We start from the raw sequence: 25,491 nt of genomic DNA, 5'->3' as shown, positions 1-25,491 counted from the left end.
TTATTTGCTGACTTTAATTTGTCCTTCACTCGCGGAATACGCTTTAATAGCACGGTCATACATACTTTCTGCATAAATTGGCGGAATCTGGAAAGTGCCAATATTGACCGCTTTTAATTGATATTTTAAGACTTTCATTTCTTTTTCCGCGTCTAAATAACTGAGTAAGCGATCTTCTCGTAACTCAGTATGTTGTGCTAACCAGCTATCTTCAAAATCATCTTCTGCACCTTGTTGCCAAAGTACTTCAAAGCCTGCCGGATAGAGATCGGTGATGATGACATCACTCACGTAGTCTGTACTTGCTCGGATTTTCACGGTGACATAAATCACATCGCCAATTTTAACCTGACGAATAGGTTTCCCTTCTTTATCCGTATAGCTGCGATCCACTTCTAATCCTTGAGATAAAGCTTGTTGTGCGGCGTTTTGTGGATAGCCAACTTGGCTTAAGGCAAACCATGCGGGTTGTTGGCTATTATTGACAAAACTGATATCCATCTGTGTATCGGCTAAATCTGCAAAACGGAACAGCGGTGTACTTTGACTAATCTCTTTACCTTGGTGTTGAATTTGTAAGTTTGCTAATTCACTTTGGTGTTGCTGTGCATAAGCATCCAATGCGAGCAATACCATCGAAGAAGAGAGTGTGTTATAGCGCTGCTGATTCAGATCTTGCACGATACGTTCCAATACACTGTCTGAAACTTTCGAGAGCTGAACAGGGAAGTGACGTGCAATCACATACAACATTGTGCTGTCTTTAATCAATGGGTCACTGTATGCATCATATGTCCATTGTGCTGGGCGTGCTGCAACTAATTGATTGATAACAGGTTCAATCAACTTATTGGCCTCATTGTCTTGTTTTAGCATGTGATAAGCCGCTGCCAACCATGCAGAAACAGTGTCTTTTTGCCACTCTTCTGCACTAAATTGTTGCTCGAGCTGAGTACGAATCGACAATAAGGCATTGGAGGGTACTTTGGCTAAGCGTGTTAATAAATAAGCAGAGTAAGCGCGTTGACGTAGTGTCGCTAAGCTATCTCCTTCTTGTGGCACACTTTGTTCTTCTAATGCACTTATTGTGTTGTTAAATAAACCATGTTGTCCAAACCAAGCTTTTGGTAAGACGAGATGACGTTCTCTTGCTTCAATTAAGAAATGCGCAACATAAGCTGTGACGAAAAGGTTACCTTCTTCAACGTTATTCCAAATACCGTAGTGACCATATTCTGTTTGGCGACTTGGTAACAGCTTGAAGGCTTTTTCTAACGTATCATGCGTACCGGTTGAACCTATATTTTGAGGCGCTTTCCGTGAAAGTGCGGTCAATAATGGTTGATATGCTGGATTTTTGCTAAAGAGGACCATTGGCATCGCGGCACTGATCATTTGTTCAGTGCAGTAATTATCATAATGCGTTAGATAAGTCGATACCCCCTGTGCTAAAGCAAGCGGCGCAGCTGAGAATAAGGCAGACTGCTGACGATGTTGTGGGAAGAGGCTCATAGGTAATGGACTCGTTACAGTTTTTCCTGCCGCGACTTTTTGAATTTGCGTAGCAAATTGTTTTGGCATAATTGGACGAACAGAAAGAGTAACATGACGGACAGCATCGACTTTTTGTTGCTGAGCGTCTTCATAACTCGCTATAAAGCGAATAGTGGTAGAACCCAGTTCTTGCGTAGCTTTAATCACAAAGTCAGCACGGCTTTCTGACATTGGCGCAATATCAATGACTTTTTCAGCTTCGCCAATAAAGCTTAGCTGTGGTTCAAGAGTAGCTTTGAGATTCACTCGTTGCGCTTTATTTGTGTTATTCGCGATGACAACATTTATTTCTGATTCATCGCCCGGCGTTAACGTGAGTGGCACAGTTGGTGAAAGAATCAAATCATTACGAACAAGTGTCTCTGTTGCAACGTGTCCCAAGTGTTTACCGTCATGAGAAAGCGCAATCGCCATGACTTTTAAGTTACCGTTAAATTCCTCTGGAATTTGATAACTGACGGTTTTCTCACCATGGATATCGACAATGCCAGACCAATAAGCGACAGGTTTATCTGTTTTTCGCTTAAATGGGTTCATATTTGCCATTGCCATTTTCATTGCCAGCTCCATGTTCATATCCGCATCCCCACCTGTTTGTGCAAACTGCATTACTTTGCTGAATTCAGGCAAAATAAGATCAAGGATTTGGGCAGTTTGTACTTGTAGTGCATATTTCGGGAAGAAATAGCTTAATGGGTCCGTAAATTGATAGCCTGCTACTTGTAAGATTCCCTCATTTACTGCATAGATAAGGGCTTTACTCGGCTTATCACTGCTTAATTTAAATTCTACCGTTTCGCCGGATTTCACTTTTTTCGGGCTATCTAGCTGCAATTTTAAGCGTCGATTATCTACATTGACTGTAAAAGGCACAACGCCATAACTTAATGGGCTAGTAAAAATATCATCGGAATGAATATCACGTGAGAATTGGACATTAACATACCCAGTACCCTCAAAATTTTCTGGTAATTGGATACGTTGTACAGAACTGTTTGTGGTGGCTTTAAACCATTTATGTGCATAGACACGATCACTTTCAATGGTAATTAAGCCTGTTCCTGCATAAGGGGCATGAATCGCAATTTCGATTTCTTCATGCGGTTTAAATTGTTTTTTATTTAAACGCAATTTGAGCTCGGTATTTTTATCCATTGCCACACTGACATTTTGATTCCCGATCACAGCATAGTGAATACGATTTACCTCTTGATCATGTTCGTTACTTAAAACCAGAACATAATCACCACTCTTACCAGTATTTAAAGTAAAATCAGTACCCATTGCGTTAATCTGTAGGGTTGTTTGCTCAATTTCATTTTCAATTAACTTAGACTCATATTTGTAAGCGCCTGATGCTTGTTGTGTCAGGACTGAAACATACTTACGTTCTAATAAGGTGGCTTTGAGATGCTCAACCGCCACTTTTTCTAATTTTGGATTAACTGCAATGAAATTGACCACAGCCGGTGTATTACGCTTCAAATAGGCTAAATCGTTTTTCGTTTGATAACCGATTAACCAAGGTTGTGCTGACACCATGACTGATTTCACCGTCGATACAGCACGTCCACTGTCATTTTCAAAACCATCAGCCGTAAAATACAGCATCTGTGCGGTATTTTCCGCATATTGCGTTAAATCAATAGGGAAGTGGGCTTTACCTTCTTTATCTGTTACTTGCTCATTCAATTCAGTTTCATACAGAATCGCGGATTTATTGCGTTGATTATCAAAGAAACGATAATCTGCATATTGACTAAATTTAGGGAGCAGGGGTTGTAGCGTTAAATTTGCCTGCACTTTACGGTTTTGTGCCGGTGTGCCGAACAGATTAGCAAGTTGTACTGTAGCGACTAAATCTTGTGGTGCCACCCATCCCTCGGCATGAGCTTGATTAAAGGTTGTTTTGATTTTTAAGTTATCGGGTTGAAATTCTTGTACTTGGAATGTCATTGAACCGATTTCGGTTTGGTTATTTTTTTCCGTGACCAGTAATTCTGCAAACCATTCACCCGTTTCTGCCGTTTCAGGCAAAGTAAAACTGACGGAATTCAGACCGCTCTTTTCTAAACGAATGGTTTGCTTGTGCATCAACATGCCACTCGGCGAATAGAGATTAAATTGAAGTGGAATGTTATTTAACGCAAGCTGCCAATCTTGTGCTTTAGTAATGATCCCCGTATGTAAGGTTTCATTTGGACGATAGATACCGCGGTCATTAAATAAATAAGCTTTTAAGCTCGCAGCATTTTCACTAGCATAAATCCCCCCTACATCGAAGCGCGAATAATCTAAATTACGATCATATTTATCAATAGGTAAGAAAGAGAGACTTTCTTGGGTTGAAACCAAATACATCACGGGCGCTAATTCTTGTTTAAAATGCGCTAATGAGGAAAAGTTTACTACGCCTTGTTCATTAGTATAATCGCTCTTAATAATAGAACCATTACGGCTAATTACCGAAACAGTGGCCCCTTCAACCGGTTCTCCACGACTGATCGATTGGACAAATACACTTTGTGTTCCATCAACGGCTTTTTTGGCAATGACGCCTAAATCACTGATCACAATTAAACGGTAATCACTGAACTGATTGCTCGCATCATTACGCCAATCCATATGTTGTGATGTATCACGTAAAGTTGAGTTCGGGTTGTCGCTATCACCTGTGACTTTTAACCAGTAGATTCCCATGGCAGGTTCAGCTTGTTTTACGATTTTCTCTAGATCAATACCAAGATAAGTCGTTTCTTGTGGTTTTTTATTATTCAGTGTGTAGTTTTTAGTAAAGAAGTCAGCAATATTGTCGATTTTTAGCTGACCGAGATCGGGATTTTGGAAGTTACCTTGATTTAACGCGATTAAGTGACGTAATTGTTCTTCTTGAATACGTCCAATTTCAAGTTTAACTTTTGTAAAGTTGCGTGTCGCAATAGTCACTTTTCTTTCACCAATAGAAGAAAGAATTGAACCTTTTCCAACAAATCCAACATATTTTGGATAATCTGGTGCACAGGCAAGATCGCCTAATGCCCCTTTCATTTCATAGCCACCCAAGGCAGTGATTTTATTTTGGACTTCAATATATAAGCAGCGTTTTTCAGGAATATCCAGTTTAAAGCTTTGTTGATTAGCATAAGTCGTTTCTGTTGCTAGGCGTTGGAGGGGAACTGCAACGGCATGTTGTAGAACATCGCGACTGATAAGGTTATAACGCCAATGAGGATGATTTTCAGGCGTAAACTCTGGTAATAAATAAGCGGAAATATGTTTTTCTAATTCATTACCTTTAATGCTATGGGTAAAATTTAAGTGTAAAACTTGTTCGGCTTCGTTTTTCTCATTTTGTGCAATCAAAATCCCAGTTGAGAAATCCAAGCTGTATTTCGTCGGCACTTTGACAGACGAAATGATGTCTGTTTCGAGCGAGTTATTGCCTAAAAGTGCGGTGAGATTTTTATCTATTTTGACTTCAATATACTGGTTGTCGCTTTGTGCGAGTGCTACGTTGTCTGAGTTGACCCAGGCAACTAAATCTTTTTCACCATAACGAACATTAAATTTTAACGGGGAAAGGATATTTTGTGTATTGTCGTTGTTTTTACGCACTAAATTGACTTGTAATGCTTTTTCAAATTTTTGACGATCCACAGGATGGGTAAACGACAGTTTGAAAATAGCGTGGCGGACCTGTGCTTGCGTAGGATCTTGATGAAAATATTGTTCAACTAAAGTCGCTTTAAATTCTGGCGTTTTAAAGACGACGGGTTCGTTTAATTTTTGCGTATAGTGTAATTGAGGATTGAGTATTTTTTTATCAATTTTAACACGATAATCTTGCCCTGTTGGCCAATCAGTTTCCGGTTTAAATGAAAGTAGGGTGTCACTGTTCCAAACCCATTTTCCTTTTAATGCGGGTTCAATAGAAATGCCTTGTGTAAGCTCTTTATTGACCGAGGTAATCGGTGCGGCAGGACCAGAGAAAGAGATAACAAGCGGATAGACTTCTTTCAGTGTTTCATCATAATTGGTGATTTCTATTGGATTGACATTGAATTGAATGGCATTAGCCTCATCTTGCTTTTTATCCCAGCAGCCAGAAAGCGTTAGAGCAACGGCTAATGTACTAAAGAGGGAGAGAAAATATTGTTTATTCATAAAAGAGTTCCTTACTAAGCGATAGGCTATGTGATTTTAGCTGAAATAGGCGGATATGAGCAATATTTGTCGGTTGATTTCTAATCTCAAGTCAGGCTCACCTTTTAAATTAAAAGGTGAGTTTTTATCTGAAATATGATAAAACTAAGGGCTTTAAACGTTCATCCATTGAGGAAAATTGCATGTCATTACAACATATCATTGAAGCCGCTTTTGAAAAGCGCGCAGAAATTACCCCAAAAACAGTCGATGCACAAACGCGAGCCGCGATTGAAGAAGCGATTGAAGGCTTAGATTCGGGAAAATATCGCGTAGCAGAAAAAATTGATGGAGAATGGGTCACACATCAATGGTTAAAAAAAGCAGTGTTATTGTCTTTCCGTATTAATGATAATGAGTTAGTCGCCGGCAGTGAGACAAATTACTATGATAAAGTGCCAATGAAATTTGCTGAATATGATGCGGCACGTTTTCAACAAGAGGGTTTCCGTGTTGTGCCTCCTGCAGCTGTGCGTAAAGGCGCCTATATCGCTAAAAATACAGTTTTAATGCCATCTTATGTCAATATTGGTGCCCGTGTTGATGAAGGTACTATGGTGGATACTTGGGCAACGGTTGGTTCTTGTGCGCAAATTGGTAAAAATGTGCATTTATCAGGCGGTGTTGGCATTGGTGGGGTATTAGAACCATTGCAAGCCAATCCAACGATTATTGAAGATAACTGTTTTATTGGTGCACGCTCTGAAATTGTCGAAGGGGTGATTGTGGAAGAAGGGTCTGTCATCTCTATGGGCGTTTTCATTGGACAATCAACCAAAATTTACGATCGTGAAACGGGCGAAGTAACTTATGGTCGAGTTCCTGCGGGGTCTGTGGTGGTTTCGGGCAGCCTTCCATCTAAATGTGGCAAATATAGTTTATATTGCGCTGTAATCGTGAAAAAAGTCGATGCTAAAACCTTAGGTAAAGTCGGTATTAACGAATTATTACGAACAATTGATGAATAGTGTTGTTAGCTCACTTTCTTTTTAAAATTTGATTAAAACTGACCGCACTTTGTTTCTTTCAAGACAAAGTGCGGTCAGTTTTTTATTAATTTATCCATGACTAATATGCTGATAAATTGTGCTACATTGATAAATGTGATTTTTAGATGAGAGTAAATTATGTATGACTATATCTTAAATGCTTTAGTCAAAATTGAAGCATATTTAGACAATGAAAGTGATAGTGTCGAGGTACCCAATAATCTATTTAAAACAGATATTTTAGTTGATTACTATTATTATCCCGGACATTTTGTCGATGTTGATGATGACGAAAAAGAGCTGATTGTGGCGACTTTAGCAGATGCCGGTTATGCAGATCATTATGATGCATTGGCAGAATTATTATGGAAAGCGAATATTGAGCCTATTCCGCAAGAGGAATTAGTCGATGGTAATAGTTATTGCTTTATCATGATAAGTTTTGGTATTACACCAGTTCAGGCACATTTGAAAGCGAAAAAAGCGAAATATGAGCAGGTCACTTTCTTTTGTCTGCCTTATACAGATAGAGAAGGGGAGCAACGTTTTAAAATTTTAGTGGTACCAAATACATTTGGTAGCATTTTTAAAGAAATGAAGTGTGCATGTCTCTTAGACATCGAGAGTGAAGAACAATTAGATAAAACGTATTGGTCACTATTAGAACGTGCTATTGGGCAGATATGCCAAACGCTGTCTATTGACGTGACTGGCTTCGCTTTATCGGATACAACTTATCAACAAAAAACATTAGAAACCTATTCACCGTATTTAACGCAGTTCTGCCAATTAACACAAATTCAGAATATAAAAGGCTTTAAAGCACGTTGGTTAGAAATACAACAGCAACAAAAACAATTAATCCAACAAGTCAAAGATGAAGGTTTTTATGGCACAGTGAAACCCGCTTTCTTAAATTACCGTTTTCTGTTGTGTGAGTTTTTAACTTCTACTTATGAAGATCATTGGCAAATGGACTATGATGCGTTGTTTGATTATCTTGCTAAATATCTAGAGCAACCTTTTGAACTCGATGAAGAAGATGGCTTACAGCCTAATGATATTGCCAGAAAGGTTGAAGCCGAATCAAATTATAGTTTATTAGATATTGAAACGCGTTTGGAGAGTTATTGCTTTTTACCTTGTCTAAAGACAGATGTAGAAAGCATACTGAACTTAGCAGAAATTTTAGATTTTCCAATGAGTAAATTAGGTGATTAAAACAACTAAAACGCCCTGATAACAGGGCGTTGTTGTATTATTTTTTCTTAGCGAGCATCGTGACAAATTTCATTTTAATTCGATTACCATTTTCATCGGTTTTATGTAATTCGCCCATTTCTTCGTTGTATTTAACCAATTCCCAATCTTGATAATAGGTTTTTAATTCATTTTCTTTAAAAGTAAAAGAAAAGGGGACAGGACAAGGGACCTCTTCCGTTGACATCGCCGCAACAATTAAATTATAGCCTCCCACATTGGTATGCGTTTGCATGTTTTCAATAATCTGTGAGATGTGTTGTGGCTTGAGAAACATAAAGACGACAGTGGACAAAATAAAATCATAATTTTCGCTGATCTTTGCACTATTGATGTCATAAAGTGCGGTCTGAATAGTAAGATTTTCTTTTTCGGCAGTGTCTTGTAAAAATTTGATACTGTTCTCGTTGTGATCCCAAGCTGTGACATTGTAACCTAACAGGCTTAAGAAGAGTGAATTACGTCCTTGACCGCAGCCCAAGTCTAATACTTTACAAGGTGACAATATTTCCACCGCACTTTTCACTTCCGAATGCGTTGGGGTCATATTGTATTTTTTATGAAAGTAGTCTTTTTTCTTACAATGAAATTCAAGAACACATTCTAGATCTTCTGACATGGCTTCTACTTTATGCCAAGCCTGCGGTTCAACAAGAGGAATAGCCGTTTCTGGTGTAAAAATATGTTCTTGGATTGTTTCTCCCGTTTCCGTCAATTCGTAGAATTTGAGTTTCCCTTTTAGTACGCTTAATTTTCCCCATGTCCCAATTTTCGTATTATGTTTTTCTTGAAACATTTGCGGCAAACTGGAGGCTGTCCAAATTGGCATTCTTTTATAACAAATGAGTTCATTTTGCATAATTTACCCTTAATTTTATTTTAATAGTTGACTCAAATAGTAGGATAAGAGAAAAGTAAATCCATTGCAAACCCCAATTTTGGTTATATTCTACACACAATAAACACTTTTTACCTTTAAATAAAAATAATCGTAAATATCGTTTGCTTTCTCTCTGTTTAAGTGTTCTAATGCGTACCTGCTAGACCCGTCTTTATATAAGTTAGTTAGTACAGTTCTTCCTCATTTACAAGCGTTATATTTGTTACTTGAAAAGCACTCTTACTCATCTTTATTTAAGTAACAGTTATTAGCACTACGCTTGTTTCAAGCATAATTTTAAATTTTATCAATAGAAGGAAGACAACATGTCTAAATTAAACGGTACAGTAAAATGGTTCAACTCTGACAAAGGTTTTGGTTTCATCACGCCAGCAGACGGCGGTAAAGATCTTTTCGTTCATTTTTCAGGTATCATCGGTTCTAACTACAGAACATTAAATGAAGGTGACCGCGTAGAATACAGCGTTCAAGATTCACAACGTGGACCTTCAGCGATTGATGTAAAAGCAATCTAAGTTTTATATCAGCGTATAAATAAGCCTCTTACTTTTTAGTAAGAGGCTTTTTCTTTATTATGTCCATGACAAAATGTTTAAATACTTTGATACCTTTCTCTTTGTAGTATGCCGCAATGGCTAAAACAGATTCGTAGTCCCAGCTCATCGCTTTAATTCTACTACTTGTTTATCCGTTTGCTGATCAATGTTTTCCTACGAGTAAGTCTTATACTCTTTTAGTATTACGTTTTCTAAAATTTTTAGTATTACATTTCAAAAATCCAATTTTTAGGGCAGAGTAATACCAAATTTTTAAAAATGTAATACCAAATATAATACTAAAATTGTTGGATAGTATTGGAATGTTTTGGAAAGACTTGTCTGTGATTTATGGCTTTCTTATTGATTTTATTGGGGATTTTGGACTGTTTTGGATAGGTTTGGAAAGGGAAATGGTGCGACTAGCTGGACTCGAACCAGTGACCCCCACCATGTCAAGGTGGTGCTCTAACCAACTGAGCTATAGTCGCATCCTTAAATGCGGGGCTATCATATAAGCTTTCAAAACATAACACAAGCACTTTTTCTCTTTCCTTTTTTAACTGCCAAAAAAGTAACCATTTTTCCTTAACTAAAATAGGGAATTTTCGAAATTGTGATCTCGATCTAATTTTATTTTAGGCGTATAATAAGGCACAGTTTTTTCTTTCAAGCTTGAATTATGTAAGAAAGCTAAGATCACTATTTTATAACTTATATCATTTACGGAGTAGGTAATGTCTAGAAGACTAAGAAGAACGAAGATTGTATGTACAATGGGACCGTCAACAGAGCGTGGGAATAATCTTGAAAAAATTATCATGGCTGGCGCGAATGTTGTTCGTATGAACTTTTCTCATGGCACACCAGAAGATCATATCGGTCGCGCGGAGAAAGTACGTGAAGTGGCAAAAAAACTTGGAAAAACCGTTGCTATTTTAGGTGATTTACAAGGCCCTAAAATCCGTGTCTCAACTTTCAAAGATGGTAAAATTTTCTTAAATATTGGTGATAAATTTGTGCTTGATGCCGATTTACCAAAAGGTGAAGGTACGCAAGAAGGTGTTGGTTTAGACTACAAAACATTACCACAAGACGTTGTGCCAGGCGATATTTTATTGTTAGATGATGGTCGTGTTCAATTAAAAGTCTTATCTACAGAAGGTAATAAAGTTTTTACTGAAGTCACTGTTGGTGGTCCATTATCGAACAATAAAGGTATTAACAAGTTAGGCGGAGGTTTATCTGCTGATGCATTAACTGAAAAAGATAAAAATGATATTTTATTGGCAGCAAAAATCGGTGTAGATTATTTAGCGGTTTCTTTCCCTCGTTCAAGTGCAGATTTAAACTATGCGCGTGAGTTAGCTGAAGCCGCAGGCTTAAAAGCAAAAATCGTGGCAAAAGTAGAACGTGCAGAAACTGTTGCAACCACTGAAGCAATGGATGACATTATTTTAGCATCAGATGTCATCATGGTAGCACGTGGTGACTTAGGGGTTGAAATTGGTGACCCTGAATTAGTGGGTGTACAGAAAAAATTAATCCGTCGCGCACGTCAATTAAACCGTGTTGTTATTACAGCAACACAAATGATGGAATCTATGATTAGCAATCCAATGCCGACTCGTGCGGAAGTGATGGACGTAGCGAATGCCGTATTAGATGGTACAGACGCCGTGATGCTTTCTGCAGAAACAGCGGCAGGGCAATATCCAGCAGAAACAGTGGCTACCATGGCAAAAGTGTGTTTAGGTGCTGAAAAAATGCCAAGCATCAATGTTTCTCGTCACCGTATGGATATCACTTTTGATTCTATCGAAGAATCCGTTGCAATGTCTGCAATGTATGCTGCAAACCACATGAAAGGTGTTGCTGCAATTATTGCAATGACACATACTGGACGTACCGCGTTATTAATGTCACGTATTAGTTCTGGTTTACCGATTTTTGCCTTATCTCGTAACCAAGATGCATTAAATCTTTGTGCATTATACCGTGGTGTTACACCTGTTCATTTTGATGAAGTCAGCCGTAATTCAAAAGGTGCAGCTGCAGCGATTCGTTTGTTAAAAGAGAAAGGTTTCTTAGTATCGGGTGATTTAGTTCTTTTAACTCAAGGTGATGAATTGTTAGCAAGTGGTACAAATACTTGCCGTACACTAGTTGTAGAATAAACAGTATTCTTAAAACAAAACGGTGATAAGCTAATGTTTATCACCGTTTTTTATTTTTTAAATAAAGTGTAACGATAAGAAAATAGGCTATTTTAATGTTAATAAAACAACCTATTCAGCAGATATTTTTTATTGATTTACTAAGTAAATTTTTTGCCCAAGCGCTGCACTTTCATATACTTTTTCGATAAGTTTGAGTACTGTTGTGGCTTGTTTCGCGGTCACTAGAAGTGGGGCATTTTTAGTAAGAACCGCATAAATATTGTCATAGTACGCTTGATAATTACCAGAGATAGGCTCAAGTTTTTGACGTACAATAAGACCGTCTATTTCAGTATGTAAAATGCCCCAATCTTGTTCTGATTCTTTATTCCAATCTCCTTTTGGCTGTACACCCGCCATGAGTAGTGCTTCTTGATTATCTAATTTAGGTTTGATGTATGAGCCCAGTTTACCTTGTAAAATAATATGAGGTGCTGGTTCTCTGGCATATTTCGTTGATGACAACGTCACTTTTTTATGATCAGCATAATAAAAAGTAATACGAAAACTGTCATCGCTACCACTTTCTGGATTTTGTTTAGTGACATCTGCGAAAAGTGCCTTGGGCATACCAAAGAGGTCAAGAACTTCATCAATCAAATGTACGCCTAAATCATAAACCAATCCTGTTCCTAATTCGCCTGTTTCCTTCCATGCTTTTTTGTTTTTGCTTGGACTATAGCGTTCATAGCGAATTTCATATTCGACAATTTCACCCAGCGTGTTTTCTGCGATGAGTTTTTTCACCGTTAAGGCTCCGCTATCCCAACGACGATTTTGATACACCGATAACATGACGTGATGTTTTTGTGCTAAAACGTCTAATTCCTCAGCTTGTTGCGCGGTGATAGCAAGTGGCTTTTCAACAATAACGTGTTTCCCTGCTAATATGGCTTTTTTAGCGAAGTCATAGTGGGTTTGGTTAGGTGTAGTGATAAGAACTAAATCAATATCCTCCTCTAATAACTGTGTAAAATCGCGAACAGTCGTGATATATGGATAAATTGATTTGGCTTTGTCACTTTGTCGCTCAAAGACTTTATGGATACAGAAACGGGGATCTTGATGTAAAAAAGGAGTATGGAAGGTTTTGGCTGACATACCAAAACCTGCAATACCAACATGAATGATCTTCGACATTATTTTAATTTCTCAAGTTTAGCAAATAAAATGGCATCTGGTTGAGCTTGGATTTTGCGCATTCTGATCATCAACAGCGTAGCGGCAATAGTTAGGCTGACAACAAAGCCAATCCAAAAACCTTCCGCCCCTAGAGCAGGCATCAACAGATCTGTACGAGCTAAGGTATAGCCCATTGGCATACCCACTACCCAATAACAAAAGAGTGTAATGTATAAGATAGCTTTTGTATCTTTATAGCCACGTAATGCACCGCCGGCTACGACTTGAACGGTATCAGAGAATTGATAAAGGGCAGCAATTAAAAGGAGTGTGCCAGCCATCGCAATCACATCTCGATCTTTGACAAAAATTTCAGCAATCTCAACACGGAAGATGACCGTTAATGTCGCCGTGATGACAGCAATCAGTAAGCCGACAATTAAGGCGGAGTAGGATACCTGTTTCGCCTTATCGGCTGCGCCTTCACCTAAACGCTGTCCTACTAGAATGGTTGCTGCCATACCTAATGACATAGGAAGCATAAACAAGAAGGAGCTGGTATTCAATGCAATTTGATGGCTTGCAACGATATCCGTACCTAATGGGGATAATAGCAAGGCGGTAAGGGCGAACAGTGCCACTTCGCAGAATAAGGCGACAGCAATCGGGAAACCTAAGTTGAGGAGTTTTTTTAAGGTAGTAAAATTAGGTTTTTCTAGGATTTTGGCAAAGACTTTAAGGTCACGTTGATTACGTGCATTTTTACAATAGGCGATCATCAAAATACACATAAACCAGTTCACAATGGCGGTCGCAATACCACATCCCACCGCACCAAAGGCGGGGATACCAAGTTTTCCATAAATAAAAATATAATTGAGTGGAATATTTAAACCTAAGCCTAAAAACGTGATCACCATAGCTGGTTTGGTTTTCGCAATACCATCATTTAAGCAACGAAAATTAATCATCAGTAAATAAGCGGGCAAGCCCCAAATCATTGCATGTAAATAGCCAATAGTGATCTCTTTGAGATGATCTTCCACTTGCATATAGTCAAAAACGAGGTTGCTATAATAAATGAGAATACCTAAAGGTAGGCAACTAAATAAAATAATCCAAATACCTTGTCGTACTTGATGGGCAATCTGATCGCGTTTGCCTGAGCCATTGAGATAGGAGATCGTTGGTGGGAGCGCTAGTAGAAGTCCGTGACCAAACAGCACTAAGGGGAACCAAATGGATGCGCCCACTGAAATTGCTGCCATATCTGCCGAACTGACGCGTCCAGACATGATGGTATCAACTAACCCCATTGAGTTTTGGGCAATTTGTGCCAGTAAGATCGGGAGGGCAATAAGCAATAATTTTTTTGCTTCCACTTTATAAGCACTAAAATCTATAAATTTCATAAAAATTCCGAGTTTGTTATAATAATAGAATATTGAGTTTTAAAGAGAGATGACTATGTTTACAGGTATTGTTCAAGGAACTGCAAAAATTGTTTCTATTCAAGACAAAGCTAATTTTAGAACACAGATCGTGAAAATGCCACAAGAAATGCTGAAAGGATTAGAAATTGGTGCTTCAGTTGCGAATAATGGCGTATGTTTGACGGTAACAGAGATTAATCAAGATTGTGTTAGTTTTGATTTAATGGCAGAAACATTACGTATTACAAATTTAGGCGAGTTACAGCCGGGTGATTTAGTGAATATTGAACGCGCGATGCAAATGGGCAGTGAAATTGGTGGGCATATTTTATCGGGGCATGTGTATTGTACGGCGAGTGTGAAGCAGATTTTCAGTTCAGAAAATAATCGCCAGATTTGGTTCGAATTACCGGATATGGCAACCATGAAATATATTTTACCTAAAGGCTTTATTGCGATTGATGGAATTAGCTTAACTATTGGTGAAGTGAAAGGACAAACATTTTGCGTTAATTTGATTCCTGAAACGTTGAATCGTACCTTGATTGGTACGCGTGAAGTGGGGGATAAAGTGAATATTGAGATTGATCCACAAACGCAAGCGATTGTGGATACAGTAGAGCGTTATTTGAGCACAAAACAGCAATAATAAGACAAAATAAAAGTGCGGTGAAAATAAAGTGAATTTTTACCGCACTTTTTTATTGGCTTAATTTAAGTAATTAAAGACTTTGATGACTTTGTTAACACCTGACACATTGCGTGCAATATCCGCTGCGGCATCCGCTTGTGCTTGAGTGACGTTACCCATTAAAAAAACTTCGGCATTTTCCGTAATCACTTTAATATCAGTAGATTTGACGCGAGAATCCACGAGCATTTTAGATTTAATTTCGGTGGTGGTTACTCCGTCTTTTGCAATTTGACCGAAGCTAATTTGTGGCTGGATACGAACTTGATTATATACTTCGTTTACACCTTCTACACCTTTCGCCAAGCTGGTAGCGACTTCAGCAACATTTGCGTTTGGGGCTTGACCAATTAATAAAACACGACCGCTATAAGAAATAATATTAATACGCGCTTCCGATTTGACTTGCGCATCTTTACGAATGGCAAAACGCACTTTTTCTTCTAAAGTTTCATCATCAACTTGTGTGCCAACAGTTCTTGGGTCAGTAGCAACTTTGGTTGCCACGGCTGCCGTGCCAGCAATGGTTGCGGCCACACAACCTTGCAGTAGGAGAGCAGTCGCTAAAATAAAAGTGTATTTTTTTAACATGTTGATTTGCATAAGGGATCTCCTTTTGTATTTGTCATGCGAGTTAGTGTTGTTGAAATCCTGATTCTTGTCAAGTTATGAATGTGAAAACAGGGCGTGATCGACCAGTTCACAAATTGCATTAGCAATAAAACAATGTCCTTCAATCACTCGGCTTTCTTTGATTGCGGGAATCGCGATTTCGAGATCGTGTTCGGTCAAAAAACCTTGAATATGATCATTTGAGGCACTCGTTAAGACAATTACAATAATGCCTTTGTTTACCGCACTGTTAATTGCATTAATGACAATTTCATCATTATGAGGCAAAGGAGAAAAAGCAATAAGAATATCCCCTTGTTGAGCCACTGCATTAAATTGGCGTTGAAATAAGGTTTCTGTATTATTATCAAGCGCCATTGCGGCGTTAATGGCGCTATCTAAACTGAGTAAAACAGAAGGGAAACTAGGTCTGGCTAACTCATAGCGATTTAATAAGTTTGCGACAAACAGTTGGGCATTAATATAAGAACGTCCGTTTCCGCAGGCAATAATTTTATTCCCTCTTAACAAACAATCCACAATCATTTGTGTGGCTTGCATGATGGTATCGGGTAATAAACTGGAGGCGGAAATCTGTGTTTGAATACTTTCAGTGTATAAGTCTTTGAGTTTATCTAACATAATTAATCAAGAAAATTTATAATCCATTCAAGGTCTTGTGTGGTTTTACCGAAAGCAATTAAGTCAAACCGGCAGTCAGTGTCTTCCAAGCTACGATTTTGCTGTGCAAGCCATAAATTTGCTGCGTTCAGCCACTTTTTTTGTTTTTCCCAATCAACACTTTCCACTGCTGAACCAAAAACCGCATTTTTTCGTTGTCGCACCTCAACAAAAACGAGCGTGTCTTGATCTCGCATAATCAGATCTAATTCGCCACAGGAAAAGGATTGATTGGCAGCTACAAATTGTAGCCCTTTTGATTCTAAAAAGAGGCGAGCTTGGTATTCAAATCTCGCCCCTTGTTGACGCTTTAATGAGAACATCTTAGTTCAAGGAGATAATGCCACCACTTTGGTATTGGAACCAGGTCATGTCACGCTCAATATTACAGTTTGCGCCCGCACTTAGTTTACCGGTCAAACCATCAATGTTATAACCTGGTACTTGGCGTAACTCATTAAAATGATTAATAAGCAACCACGCGTCAGCGCCCATTGCATAGAGGCGCATCAGTGAAAAATCACCTTTGGTTAATTTTTCAATTTTCTTATATTGGTTAGATGTAACATCTTTAAAGAAAGGAATATCACTAAATTGTAAACCTTCCATTAATAAACGATATTCTGGCGCATTGTTAGCGGAATTACTGCGCGAACTGGCATAAAGTTTCGTTGTACGACCGCTGTTATCAATGGTTGTTTTAATTTCAGCTAATTGATCACTCATAGCAACAATATAGACGCCAGAGGTATTTTGATCGTCTAAGGTATAAGTAATATCAGCCGGTAAGTTATAGAAACGAATATTGGCATCCGTTGCAGCTAATTGTTGCCAACGCACATTAAACGCAGAAGCTGTACGACGACCTAAATCATTTTGTGGTACAAAAACAGAAGGCGTTCTAATCCCATCTTTCCACATTTTGTTCGCTGCTGACTCGGCTTCGTCTTCAGGTGAAAGTCCGTAGTAACATAATTGCCCGATTGCACGTTCATTTGAGGTAGAGTTTAGTGTTAACACATCTAAGCCTTGTACTAGCTGTGCGTTATTCAAGAGCATATCCACATTCTGTTTTAGCAATGGACCAACGACTGTTCGAATCCCCGCTTGTTTAACTTGATCGAAAATCACATCAACCGGGGTCGCAGCGGTGTCAAATACTTGAACTTGCGTCGCGCTATTGTCTTTTGCTGCATCAAAACCTGCTTTAATGGTATTTCCGATGACTTGAGCATTGCCGCTAAGTGGTAACAATAACGCGACTTGTGAAAATTGTGTTTGTTGGAAATTAAACAGACCTTGTAGTTCTGTTGGGAATAAGTAAGCCGCTGGGTGTGTCGGATAAGCGGTTTTCCATTGCTGAATTGCTTGGCTTAATTGTGCAGGATTGCTTAAATTTTGGTTATAAGCACGAGTTAAGGCTAACCAGCCACCCAATGCAATGTTCCCTTCGGCTACAGTGTTATTAATCACACCACGGTTAGCATTACGAAGGAGCGACCAAGTGCGGTCGATATTGGCTTGTTTACGAGAAACATCTGATAAAAGCTGGTCGATTTGAATTCGAGCTTTTACCGCTTCAATCGCATCATAGCGATTTTCTGCGATACGTGCTGCCACATCATAATAACGTGCTAATTGTGAACGGCTTAATTGAGCGAGATTAATGTGTTTAAGCTGTGTATCTGCCACGGTATTTTGTTGTTTAACTGCGGCGATATGTGCTTCAATAATTGATTTATCTAATACTTGTTCGTCAGTTAATGTTGTTAATTCATTGAGTAATTCTTGAGCCTGAGGAATTTTGTTTTCTGTGACAAGTACACGTGCGGCAAGCAATTTATAAGTATGCTGTTCTTCGAGATTTTGTGCTTGATAGACTTTATTCATATAAAAGTCAGAATTTGCATTGGCATCACTCTGCAAGAGACTTGCTGAGCCACCACCTAAGAAAGTCGTACAGCCGGCAAGAAAAAGTGCCAACAAAAAAGGCATTAATCGATTTTTTAAATGAGTGTGTTGTAATAGAATAGTCATGATTACTCCGTTTGTTAACAACAATAGAACGATCTTACTTATCTCATTAACTAAAAGCAAATAAAAAGAAGTATGAAATGAACAATTTAACAGGAATTTTATATATTGTCGCCACGCCGATTGGGAATTTACAAGATATTACACAAAGGGCTTTAGCGATTTTTGAACAGGTTGATCTGATTGCGGCGGAAGATACGCGTCATAGTGGTTTACTATTAAGCCATTATGGTATTAAGAAGCCTTTTTTTGCCTTACATGATCATAATGAACAACAAAAAGCACACCTCTTAGTAGAGAAATTACAGCAGGGGCAACATATTGCGTTGATTTCTGATGCGGGGACGCCACTGATTAGTGATCCCGGTTTTCATCTAGTACGTCAATGTCGCCAAGCTGGTATTAAAGTGGTGCCGATACCGGGCGCTTGTGCTGCGATTACCGCACTTTGCGCTTCAGGTATTGCATCCGATCGTTTTTGTTTTGAAGGATTTTTACCGGCGAAAAGCAAGGCACGTTGCGATAAATTGCAAAATCTCGCTGAAGAAGAGCGTACGCTGATTTTTTATGAATCAACCCATCGCATTTTGGATACCTTAGCGGATATCGAAAAAACGTTGGGAGCAGAACGCTATGTGGTATTGGCGCGGGAAATTACCAAAACCTGGGAAACGATCGTAGGGGACAATGTGGCAAATTTACGCCAATGGTTAGGAGAAGATCCGAATCGCACTAAAGGGGAAATGGTGTTAATTATTGAAGGGAAAGTCAAACAGGAGACTGATGAGATAAATCCCCAAGCCCTCAAAGCACTTGAATTAATAAGCCAATCGCTTCCATTAAAAAAGGCGGCTGCCATTGTGGCGGAAATCTATGGCTATAAGAAAAATGCGCTGTATCAATATGGATTAGAGCATTTTAATTAAAGTTCTGGCTAAAAGCCCCATAGCAAGTAAATGCGTTGGGGCTTTTTAAAATCCTTTCAGTAGCACATTAATGGAAAGGCTTGTGCTTCTGCCGTAATCATCTGTCACCGAGATCGTATAATAGCCTGCTGACCTAGGTTGCCAAAAAAGGGGTTGCTGTGGCAAGGCTTCACCAATAAAACTATTATTGACAAACCAGTATAATTTTTTGACTTCACCCGCAGCAATAGCTGACAGAAGTAAAGGGCTTTTTGGGTTGTCATGTTCAATATAATAATGACGTTGTGCTAATGGCGAAACGATTTGCGGATTATTATGGTGTAGATTTTGTAAGGCTTGGTGTTGTTGTTCATAAGGACAAGCCGTATTTATGATCGGCATTCTTTTCATGACGCCAGCTTGCGCAAAAATCTGTTGAAAATCACTTGACCACATTTCATAAATTTTTTGTTCCGTTTCGGCTTTATCATGTGTTGAACATGCCAACATGTCGCTATTTTTGAGTACCGTAAAAGGCTGATAAAGCTGGCTGATGGTAATCGGTGATTTTCCGGGAATAAACAGGGTGTTGATTTGTTGTTGACAATAGGCATTCGGTAGATTTCCGTCCGCCTGACAAACGAGGACATGTTTTAAATTGAGTTGATTGATATTTTCAGTGACAATGTCACGCATTTGAGGCTCGCTAGCAATCAGACTGTCTGCCAGTTGTAAGAACAAAGGGGCAGCCAAAGTACGCCCAATAAAATGCGGGTTATTTTTATTGTTAAAATTACCAAACCAAACCACAAGAGTATAGTGTCCAAAGTAACCTGCCGTCCACGCATCACGTAGCCCATTTGACGTGCCGGTCTTCCAATAGAGCGGTAATGCAGTCTTAATCGATTTATTTTGCACATCTGTGCGAAAATTTTGCCGCAAAATATCATGAATCATGACCGCACTTTCTTGACTTAATACGGTTTTAGGCGCAGGAAGACTATCTCGTTGGTTGAATTTCAACGGTTGCCATCTCCCTTGATTGGCTAACATCGCATATAAACTGGCTAACTGTTGTAGATTTAATTCAGCACCGCCTAATACTAGAGATAAGCCATAATAGCTTTTACTTTTGGGTAGTTTGATATCTGCTTGTTGGAGAAAGTCGTAAAGATCGGGGTTAAGTTGTTTGGCAAGATCAATAGCAGGAATATTGCGGCTTTGTAATAACGCCTGAGTAACACTGACGGGACCTAAAAAATTGCCTTCGTAATTTTCGGGCTGGTAATCACCAAAGGTCGTTGGCAAATCTTTTAAAACGGTTTTGCCGTGGGCTAAACCTTGATCAAACGCCAATGCGTAAATAAAAGGTTTTAACGTTGAACCATAAGAGCGGTTAGCTAAAGTACCATTAATTTGTCCCGAAATAGCTGGATTAAAATAGTTACCCGAACCGATCAAGGCTTTTACTGCCATATCGCGATTATCCACTAATAGTACTGCGACATTTTCTATTCCTTTAGTGTATTGTTGGGATAAATAGCGACGTGTAATACGCTCAATTAATCGCTGTTGAGAGCTATTGAGCGTACTGACAATATGCGTTTGTTCAGGATATTGTTGTAGTAATTGATCAACAAAGTGCGGTGCAAAAAACGGTAGTTTTTCGAGTGGTCGCAGTGGATAATTGAGTTGAAAATCTGTTTGCCATTGTTGATCAGCAGGGTATTGTGTTATCCAACGTTGGTAAAGTTGGTTACGTGCCTTGAATAAAGCAGAATTCAGCTGTTGATTATTTTGACGAATATAGCTGTTCGGATTCTTTGGTAAAATCGCTAAGGTAAGCGCTTCAGCCAAATTCATCTTATGATTGGCTTTATTAAAGTAGATTAAACTGGCGGTTCCCGCCCCTTCAATATTTCTGCCATAAGGGGCAAAATTCAAATAAGCCTCTAAAATCTCTTTTTTTGAGTAACGTATTTCCAGTTGGATTGCGCGTAAGATTTGTTCTGTTTTGCCTAATAGACTTCGGCTGTCAATAGCCCATAAGACACGAGCCAGTTGCATAGTAATCGTTGATCCACCTTGTGGTGAGTTGCCTAAAATGTAGGTTTGCCAAGCCCCACGCAATAGCCCGTAAGGATTAACACCAAAATGCCAATAAAACCATTCATCTTCCTGAAAAAGCACCGCATCAACAAGTTTCGGGGAGATATCATGGAGAGGTGTCCATAGACGGTATTTCTCATCTTTGGCGGTGGTGAGGCGTAACAAATTTTGTTGCTCGTCATAAACTGCGCTGGAATAGGGGAAATGATCTTTTAATGGGGAGTAAGGTAAAAGGCGAACAATGGTCACCACGCAGGCAAGTAAAAGTGCGGTATAAAGTAGTGATAAAATACAGTTTTTACGTAAGCGAGCCATTCAGGTGACCTAAAAAATTCCCCTTAATAATATAAGGGGAATCAGCAGTGTTAAGTTTGTTTAGAAGTTTGCATTACGCGGTGAACGTGGGAATGGGATCACATCACGAATATTTTGTACGCCAGTAACATACACGATTAAACGTTCAAAACCTAAACCAAAACCAGCGTGTGGTACGGTGCCATAACGGCGTAAATCGCGATACCACCAGTAATCTTCTGGGTTGAGTCCCATTTCGATCATTCGTTTATCCAGCACGTCTAAACGTTCTTCACGTTGTGAACCGCCGATAATTTCACCAATACCCGGTGCTAACACATCCATTGCTGCGACGGTTTTTCCGTCATCATTTAAGCGCATATAGAAAGCCTTGATGTCTTTCGGATAGTTTTTAACCACAACTGGCGATTTAAAGTGTTCTTCCGCTAAATAACGTTCATGTTCAGAGGATAAGTCGATCCCCCAAGAAACTGGGAATTCAAATTTCTTACCTGATTGTAATAACACCTCAATTGCATCAGTATAGTCAATTTGCGCGAAATCTGAATTGATGAAATTTTCTAAACGGCTAATAACGTCGTTATCGACATGTTTTTCAAAGAATTTTAAGTCATCTTTGCGTTCTTCAAGTACTGCACGGAATACATACTTTAACATATCCTCGGCTAATTTCGCGTTATCGGCCAGAGTCGCAAAGGCAATTTCTGGTTCAACCATCCAGAATTCAGCTAAGTGGCGTGTTGTATTGGAGTTTTCTGCACGGAATGTTGGACCGAAAGTGTAAATTTTACTTAAAGCACAGGCATAGGTTTCACCATTTAATTGCCCGGATACCGTTAAGAAAGATTCTTTTCCAAAGAAATCTTGTGAAAAATCGACCGCACCTTTGTCATCACGTGGCAGATTTTCTAAGTCGAGAGTGGACACACGGAACATTTCGCCTGCCCCTTCGGTATCTGATGCGGTAATTAATGGCGTCGCTACCCAATAGAAACCTTGTTCATGGAAAAAACGGTGGATGGCTTGTGCTAAGCAGTGACGAACACGTGCGACTGCGCCAATAATATTGGTACGAGGGCGTAAATGAGCCACTTCACGTAAATATTCAATTGAGTGACGTTTTGCCGCCATTGGATATGTTTCTGGGTCCTCAACCCAACCTGCAACCTCGACTTTTTCTGCTTGTAATTCAACAGCTTGACCTTCAGCAGGGGATTCTACAACAGTACCTGTTACAATAACAGAACAGCCGGTTGTTAAACGCAACACTTCTGTTTCGTAATTTTCAATATCATTATTGACAATTGCTTGGATAGGATCAAAGCAAGAACCATCATAAATGGCCAAAAAAGAAAGACCTGCTTTTGAGTCACGGCGAGTACGAATCCAGCCACGGACAGTGACGGTTTCACCAATGGCAATTTTGCCTTGTAAAACATCTACAATAGATGCGACTTTAGTCATATAAAACCTCAATTTTCAACAAATTTTTTGTGAAGAAATAAACCGACATAGTTTACCTCAACTTAGTCGAATTCACAAAATCTATTAAATTTTTTGTTTTTGTGAAATAGATCCCATAATTGAATTAAAGTGCTTGTTTTTATTAATGTAACTGGTTATAAGTACAAATCGACCATTTTCTATGTGAGTAGAATATGCTGCGTTAATACGCAATACGAACGAAAGAGTAGGCGTTGTGAATTGTTTGAAATAACAACGTGATGTTACATCATTGATATATTGAGTATTACAGTTATGCCAAAAATTAGAAAAGAGGATAAATTACCATTACGCTTGACACAGCTTGGTAAAATTTATCGTTTAGTTGAACAATTTGAAGAAATTTCTCGTATAGATTTATCAAAACTTTCACGTTTAGCACCAGCGACCATTACGGCATTGACACGCGAATTAATCAAAGAAAAATTGATTGTCGAGCGTGCCGTTCAAAATACAGAAAGTCGTGGGCGTCCTGCCATTGGATTATGTGTTTCACCTTTTTATTGGCAATCTTTATGTGCTACCTTGGTTGAAAACCGTTTTGAACTGATTCTAAGTGAATTAGATGGCGGTGAAATAAAAAGTAAAAGCTATCCTTTAACCACCTCCGATTTAGTGCACTTAGATCAGGTATTAGTCCAATATTTACAACAATTTCTTTTTGAAACCCAACATGAACTAAATCATTTAATTACTTTTTCCATTGCGGTTGGTGGCGAGCTTGATAGTAAAAATCGATTGATAAAGTTAGGCGATGTCAACCTTGATCTTGATTTAGAAAGCCTATTTAAACCGTATTTTAAAGTGCCTGTATTAGTGACGGAATATTTCCAAACTTGGTTAATGGCAGAGTCAACATTAGGAAGTGTGATTAATTGCGATAATGTGTTATTCCTACAGTTGGATGATGTGATTAATTTTAGTGTATTGTCTAAAGGCGAGCTCTTAACTCATCAGCATCAAGTCAGAAGTCATATCAATAAAATGATTGTACCGAAGATAAGCCCTTTACAAGACCTGATTAGCCCACATTTAGCGGATCTTGAACGTTATCAACTCCAACATCAAGTTACCCATAAAGCCATTTACCCTTTAATTACGCATTATTTCCCAGAAGCGACCTTAGCACAAAGTGAAATTGAATTTTTATGTCAGAAAGCGAATGCGCAGAATCCACAAGCTCAACAAATTCTGCATTATGTTGCAGATAGTCTGGCATATATTTTAATGAATCTTGTCAATATTTTTGATTCTGAGAAAATCATGTTAAGTTCGAGTTTTTTAAGTGCAAAAGAAGTTTTTCTTCCTCGTGTGAATCAAACGCTCAAAACAAATTTAGGCGCAGATTACCCTCATGTTGAAGTGATTACCGGACGCTATGAATGGAATACACTAGTAGTTGCAGCGGCGGCGATTAAACAAGGTATCTATGACGGTAGCTTGCTTGGGCATTTTATTAAGCACTAAGTTTTTTATTCAGCACTGTTTTTGATTTATATCAAACAGTGCTTTTTTATTTTTCCTCTTGTGCTAAAAGGGAATAATTTCTGAGAAAAAGTTGTGTTATCTCAACATTTTTTTTGCGTGATTGCTTTAAGATCTTGCATTAAGAAATAACAAGGGGATAAACCATGAGCAGTTTTTTTCTGACAGGCACGGATACTAATGTAGGTAAAACAGTCGCAAGTCGAGCCATTATACAAGCTTTACAAAATCAAGGTATCCAAATTGTGGGCTATAAACCAGTTGCCTTTAGTCGAGAAGAATGTGTTTATACCGATATGGAAAATCAACAAGCCGCAGAAAGTGATTACGATTCACAAGATAATAGTGATGTGCTAACACTGATGAAATCAACTCACGAAAAAGTAAGTTATCAGGAAATCAATAGTTATACCTTTCGCCACAGCCTTCCCGTTTTTTCTGTTCAAGGTAAACATATTCGCATTGAAAAAATGGATGCGGATTTAGCTCGTTTAAATCAAAAGTATCAATCTGTTTTAGTCGAAGGCAGCTATGGTTGGCTAACGCCCATTAATAAAACGTATTGCTTTGCAGATTGGGCAAAATCACATCAAATGCCTGTTGTATTGGTCGTGGGAATTAAAGAGGGGTGTCTTAACCATGCGTTATTAACAGTCGAATCTATACAACAGAAAGGTTTGCCATTATTAGGTTGGATTGCTAATCGAATTAATCCCTGTTTAGGACATTATGCCGAGATTATTGATTTGCTCAGTGAAAAAATTGATGCTCCTTTATTGGGGCAAATTCCGTATTTACATAAGCCGGAAGAACAAGACTTAGCACGTTATATTCATAATCTCGATCGCTTAACCTATATGGAAACTGTTTTAGCAGATTAGTGCAACATTCAAGGCAAAAAAAGCGTTTTATCTTTCACAAAACGCTTTTTTTGATCGG

At 38.7% G+C, this 25,491-nt stretch carries 18 protein-coding genes and 1 tRNA gene; 8 read left to right on the top strand and 11 right to left on the bottom strand.

The features are described from left to right. Entirely contained in the window at positions 1-5,718 is a 5,718-nt protein-coding gene (locus tag CKV69_RS03380; RefSeq protein WP_014326036.1) for an alpha-2-macroglobulin, read from the bottom strand. A gap of 182 nt (positions 5,719-5,900) precedes the next feature. Between CKV69_RS03380 and dapD the strand changes: the two genes are divergently transcribed. Next, positions 5,901-6,725 (top strand): 2,3,4,5-tetrahydropyridine-2,6-dicarboxylate N-succinyltransferase, encoded by an 825-nt coding sequence (gene dapD / locus CKV69_RS03375; RefSeq protein ID WP_005754068.1) that lies wholly within the window; start codon positions 5,901-5,903, stop codon positions 6,723-6,725. A gap of 159 nt (positions 6,726-6,884) precedes the next feature. Beyond that, positions 6,885-7,967 (top strand): DUF7821 domain-containing protein, encoded by a 1,083-nt coding sequence (locus tag CKV69_RS03370; protein ID WP_014326035.1) that lies wholly within the window; start codon positions 6,885-6,887, stop codon positions 7,965-7,967. Positions 7,968-8,004: 37 nt separating this feature from the next. Here CKV69_RS03370 and tehB read toward each other — a convergent pair whose 3' ends face one another. After that, a complete protein-coding gene (gene tehB / locus CKV69_RS03365) occupies positions 8,005-8,865 on the bottom strand; it encodes an SAM-dependent methyltransferase TehB (protein ID WP_005756712.1) in 861 nt (286 codons plus the stop codon). 347 nt (positions 8,866-9,212) lie between these two features. Here tehB and cspE point away from each other — a divergent pair, with 347 nt between their 5' ends. After that, the gene (gene cspE, locus CKV69_RS03360; protein ID WP_005716039.1) at positions 9,213-9,422 is read left to right on the top strand and encodes a transcription antiterminator/RNA stability regulator CspE; all 210 of its coding nucleotides are present in this window, start codon (positions 9,213-9,215) and stop codon (positions 9,420-9,422) included. 435 nt (positions 9,423-9,857) lie between these two features. On the opposite strand, the gene CKV69_RS03355 is transcribed toward cspE, so the two are convergent. Beyond that, a tRNA-Val gene (locus tag CKV69_RS03355) sits at positions 9,858-9,934 on the bottom strand. A 246-nt stretch (positions 9,935-10,180) separates the two neighbouring features. Between CKV69_RS03355 and pyk the strand changes: the two genes are divergently transcribed. Then, complete coding sequence (gene pyk / locus CKV69_RS03350; RefSeq protein WP_005726521.1) at positions 10,181-11,620, top strand: pyruvate kinase; 1,440 nt, start codon at positions 10,181-10,183, stop codon at positions 11,618-11,620. A gap of 129 nt (positions 11,621-11,749) precedes the next feature. On the opposite strand, the gene CKV69_RS03345 is transcribed toward pyk, so the two are convergent. After that, positions 11,750-12,802, bottom strand: a complete 1,053-nt coding sequence (locus CKV69_RS03345; RefSeq protein ID WP_005754062.1) for a Gfo/Idh/MocA family oxidoreductase — start codon at positions 12,800-12,802, stop codon at positions 11,750-11,752. After that, the gene (locus CKV69_RS03340) at positions 12,802-14,196 is read right to left on the bottom strand and encodes an MATE family efflux transporter (protein WP_005726519.1); all 1,395 of its coding nucleotides are present in this window, start codon (positions 14,194-14,196) and stop codon (positions 12,802-12,804) included. Before CKV69_RS03340 ends, CKV69_RS03345 begins: the two co-directional genes overlap by 1 nt. 55 nt (positions 14,197-14,251) lie before the next feature. On the opposite strand from CKV69_RS03340, the gene CKV69_RS03335 reads away from it, so the two are divergent. Beyond that, positions 14,252-14,866, top strand: a complete 615-nt coding sequence (locus CKV69_RS03335; protein ID WP_005716032.1) for a riboflavin synthase — start codon at positions 14,252-14,254, stop codon at positions 14,864-14,866. 60 nt (positions 14,867-14,926) lie between these two features. On the opposite strand, the gene dolP is transcribed toward CKV69_RS03335, so the two are convergent. The 4 genes from dolP to CKV69_RS03315 all read right to left on the bottom strand — a co-directional run bounded on the left by dolP (position 14,927) and on the right by CKV69_RS03315 (position 18,238). Beyond that, positions 14,927-15,511: a division/outer membrane stress-associated lipid-binding lipoprotein gene (gene dolP, locus CKV69_RS03330; protein ID WP_005726517.1), complete on the bottom strand. Its 585-nt coding sequence runs from the start codon at positions 15,509-15,511 to the stop codon at positions 14,927-14,929. Positions 15,512-15,574: 63 nt separating this feature from the next. Next, complete coding sequence (locus CKV69_RS03325) at positions 15,575-16,162, bottom strand: D-sedoheptulose-7-phosphate isomerase (RefSeq protein ID WP_005726516.1); 588 nt, start codon at positions 16,160-16,162, stop codon at positions 15,575-15,577. Between the two features lie 2 nt (positions 16,163-16,164). Continuing rightward, positions 16,165-16,524 carry a YraN family protein gene (locus tag CKV69_RS03320; RefSeq protein WP_016504400.1) on the bottom strand — a complete coding sequence of 120 codons (360 nt, stop codon included), beginning with the start codon at positions 16,522-16,524 and terminating at the stop codon, positions 16,165-16,167. 1 nt (position 16,525) lies between these two features. Then, entirely contained in the window at positions 16,526-18,238 is a 1,713-nt protein-coding gene (locus CKV69_RS03315) for a penicillin-binding protein activator (RefSeq protein WP_014326032.1), read from the bottom strand. A gap of 77 nt (positions 18,239-18,315) precedes the next feature. Between CKV69_RS03315 and rsmI the strand changes: the two genes are divergently transcribed. After that, entirely contained in the window at positions 18,316-19,161 is an 846-nt protein-coding gene (gene rsmI / locus CKV69_RS03310; RefSeq protein ID WP_005726511.1) for a 16S rRNA (cytidine(1402)-2'-O)-methyltransferase, read from the top strand. A gap of 45 nt (positions 19,162-19,206) precedes the next feature. Here the strand turns inward: rsmI and pbpC are convergent, their stop codons facing one another. Both pbpC and asnS read right to left on the bottom strand, forming a co-directional pair. Next, on the bottom strand, positions 19,207-21,564 hold the full coding sequence (gene pbpC, locus CKV69_RS03305; protein WP_014326031.1) for a penicillin-binding protein 1C: 2,358 nt from the start codon (positions 21,562-21,564) through the stop codon (positions 19,207-19,209). A gap of 60 nt (positions 21,565-21,624) precedes the next feature. Then, positions 21,625-23,028 carry an asparagine--tRNA ligase gene (gene asnS, locus CKV69_RS03300; protein WP_005726506.1) on the bottom strand — a complete coding sequence of 468 codons (1,404 nt, stop codon included), beginning with the start codon at positions 23,026-23,028 and terminating at the stop codon, positions 21,625-21,627. Positions 23,029-23,322: 294 nt separating this feature from the next. Between asnS and CKV69_RS03295 the strand changes: the two genes are divergently transcribed. Both CKV69_RS03295 and bioD read left to right on the top strand, forming a co-directional pair. Further along, positions 23,323-24,534, top strand: coding sequence for an ROK family protein (locus CKV69_RS03295; protein ID WP_025248465.1), 1,212 nt, complete (start codon positions 23,323-23,325; stop codon positions 24,532-24,534). 164 nt (positions 24,535-24,698) lie between these two features. Next, on the top strand, positions 24,699-25,433 hold the full coding sequence (bioD, locus tag CKV69_RS03290; RefSeq protein WP_014326029.1) for a dethiobiotin synthase: 735 nt from the start codon (positions 24,699-24,701) through the stop codon (positions 25,431-25,433). Positions 25,434-25,491 lie beyond the last annotated feature (58 nt).

The organism is Pasteurella multocida, from assembly GCF_900187275.1.
Taxonomy (GTDB): Bacteria; Pseudomonadota; Gammaproteobacteria; order Enterobacterales; family Pasteurellaceae; genus Pasteurella; species Pasteurella multocida.
Note: the sequence above shows the minus strand (reverse complement) of the source record. Positions and strands in the feature narration are given on the sequence as shown.

Coding starts and splice junctions, on each gene's coding strand:
- CKV69_RS03380 (WP_014326036.1), bottom strand. CDS start 5,718: ATGAATAAACAATATTTTCTCTCCCTCTTTAGTACATTAGCCGTTGCT.
- dapD (WP_005754068.1), top strand. CDS start 5,901: ATGTCATTACAACATATCATTGAAGCCGCTTTTGAAAAGCGCGCAGAA.
- CKV69_RS03370 (WP_014326035.1), top strand. CDS start 6,885: ATGTATGACTATATCTTAAATGCTTTAGTCAAAATTGAAGCATATTTA.
- tehB (WP_005756712.1), bottom strand. CDS start 8,865: ATGCAAAATGAACTCATTTGTTATAAAAGAATGCCAATTTGGACAGCC.
- cspE (WP_005716039.1), top strand. CDS start 9,213: ATGTCTAAATTAAACGGTACAGTAAAATGGTTCAACTCTGACAAAGGT.
- pyk (WP_005726521.1), top strand. CDS start 10,181: ATGTCTAGAAGACTAAGAAGAACGAAGATTGTATGTACAATGGGACCG.
- CKV69_RS03345 (WP_005754062.1), bottom strand. CDS start 12,802: ATGTCGAAGATCATTCATGTTGGTATTGCAGGTTTTGGTATGTCAGCC.
- CKV69_RS03340 (WP_005726519.1), bottom strand. CDS start 14,196: ATGAAATTTATAGATTTTAGTGCTTATAAAGTGGAAGCAAAAAAATTA.
- CKV69_RS03335 (WP_005716032.1), top strand. CDS start 14,252: ATGTTTACAGGTATTGTTCAAGGAACTGCAAAAATTGTTTCTATTCAA.
- dolP (WP_005726517.1), bottom strand. CDS start 15,511: ATGCAAATCAACATGTTAAAAAAATACACTTTTATTTTAGCGACTGCT.
- CKV69_RS03325 (WP_005726516.1), bottom strand. CDS start 16,162: ATGTTAGATAAACTCAAAGACTTATACACTGAAAGTATTCAAACACAG.
- CKV69_RS03320 (WP_016504400.1), bottom strand. CDS start 16,524: ATGTTCTCATTAAAGCGTCAACAAGGGGCGAGATTTGAATACCAAGCT.
- CKV69_RS03315 (WP_014326032.1), bottom strand. CDS start 18,238: ATGACTATTCTATTACAACACACTCATTTAAAAAATCGATTAATGCCT.
- rsmI (WP_005726511.1), top strand. CDS start 18,316: ATGAACAATTTAACAGGAATTTTATATATTGTCGCCACGCCGATTGGG.
- pbpC (WP_014326031.1), bottom strand. CDS start 21,564: ATGGCTCGCTTACGTAAAAACTGTATTTTATCACTACTTTATACCGCA.
- asnS (WP_005726506.1), bottom strand. CDS start 23,028: ATGACTAAAGTCGCATCTATTGTAGATGTTTTACAAGGCAAAATTGCC.
- CKV69_RS03295 (WP_025248465.1), top strand. CDS start 23,323: ATGCCAAAAATTAGAAAAGAGGATAAATTACCATTACGCTTGACACAG.
- bioD (WP_014326029.1), top strand. CDS start 24,699: ATGAGCAGTTTTTTTCTGACAGGCACGGATACTAATGTAGGTAAAACA.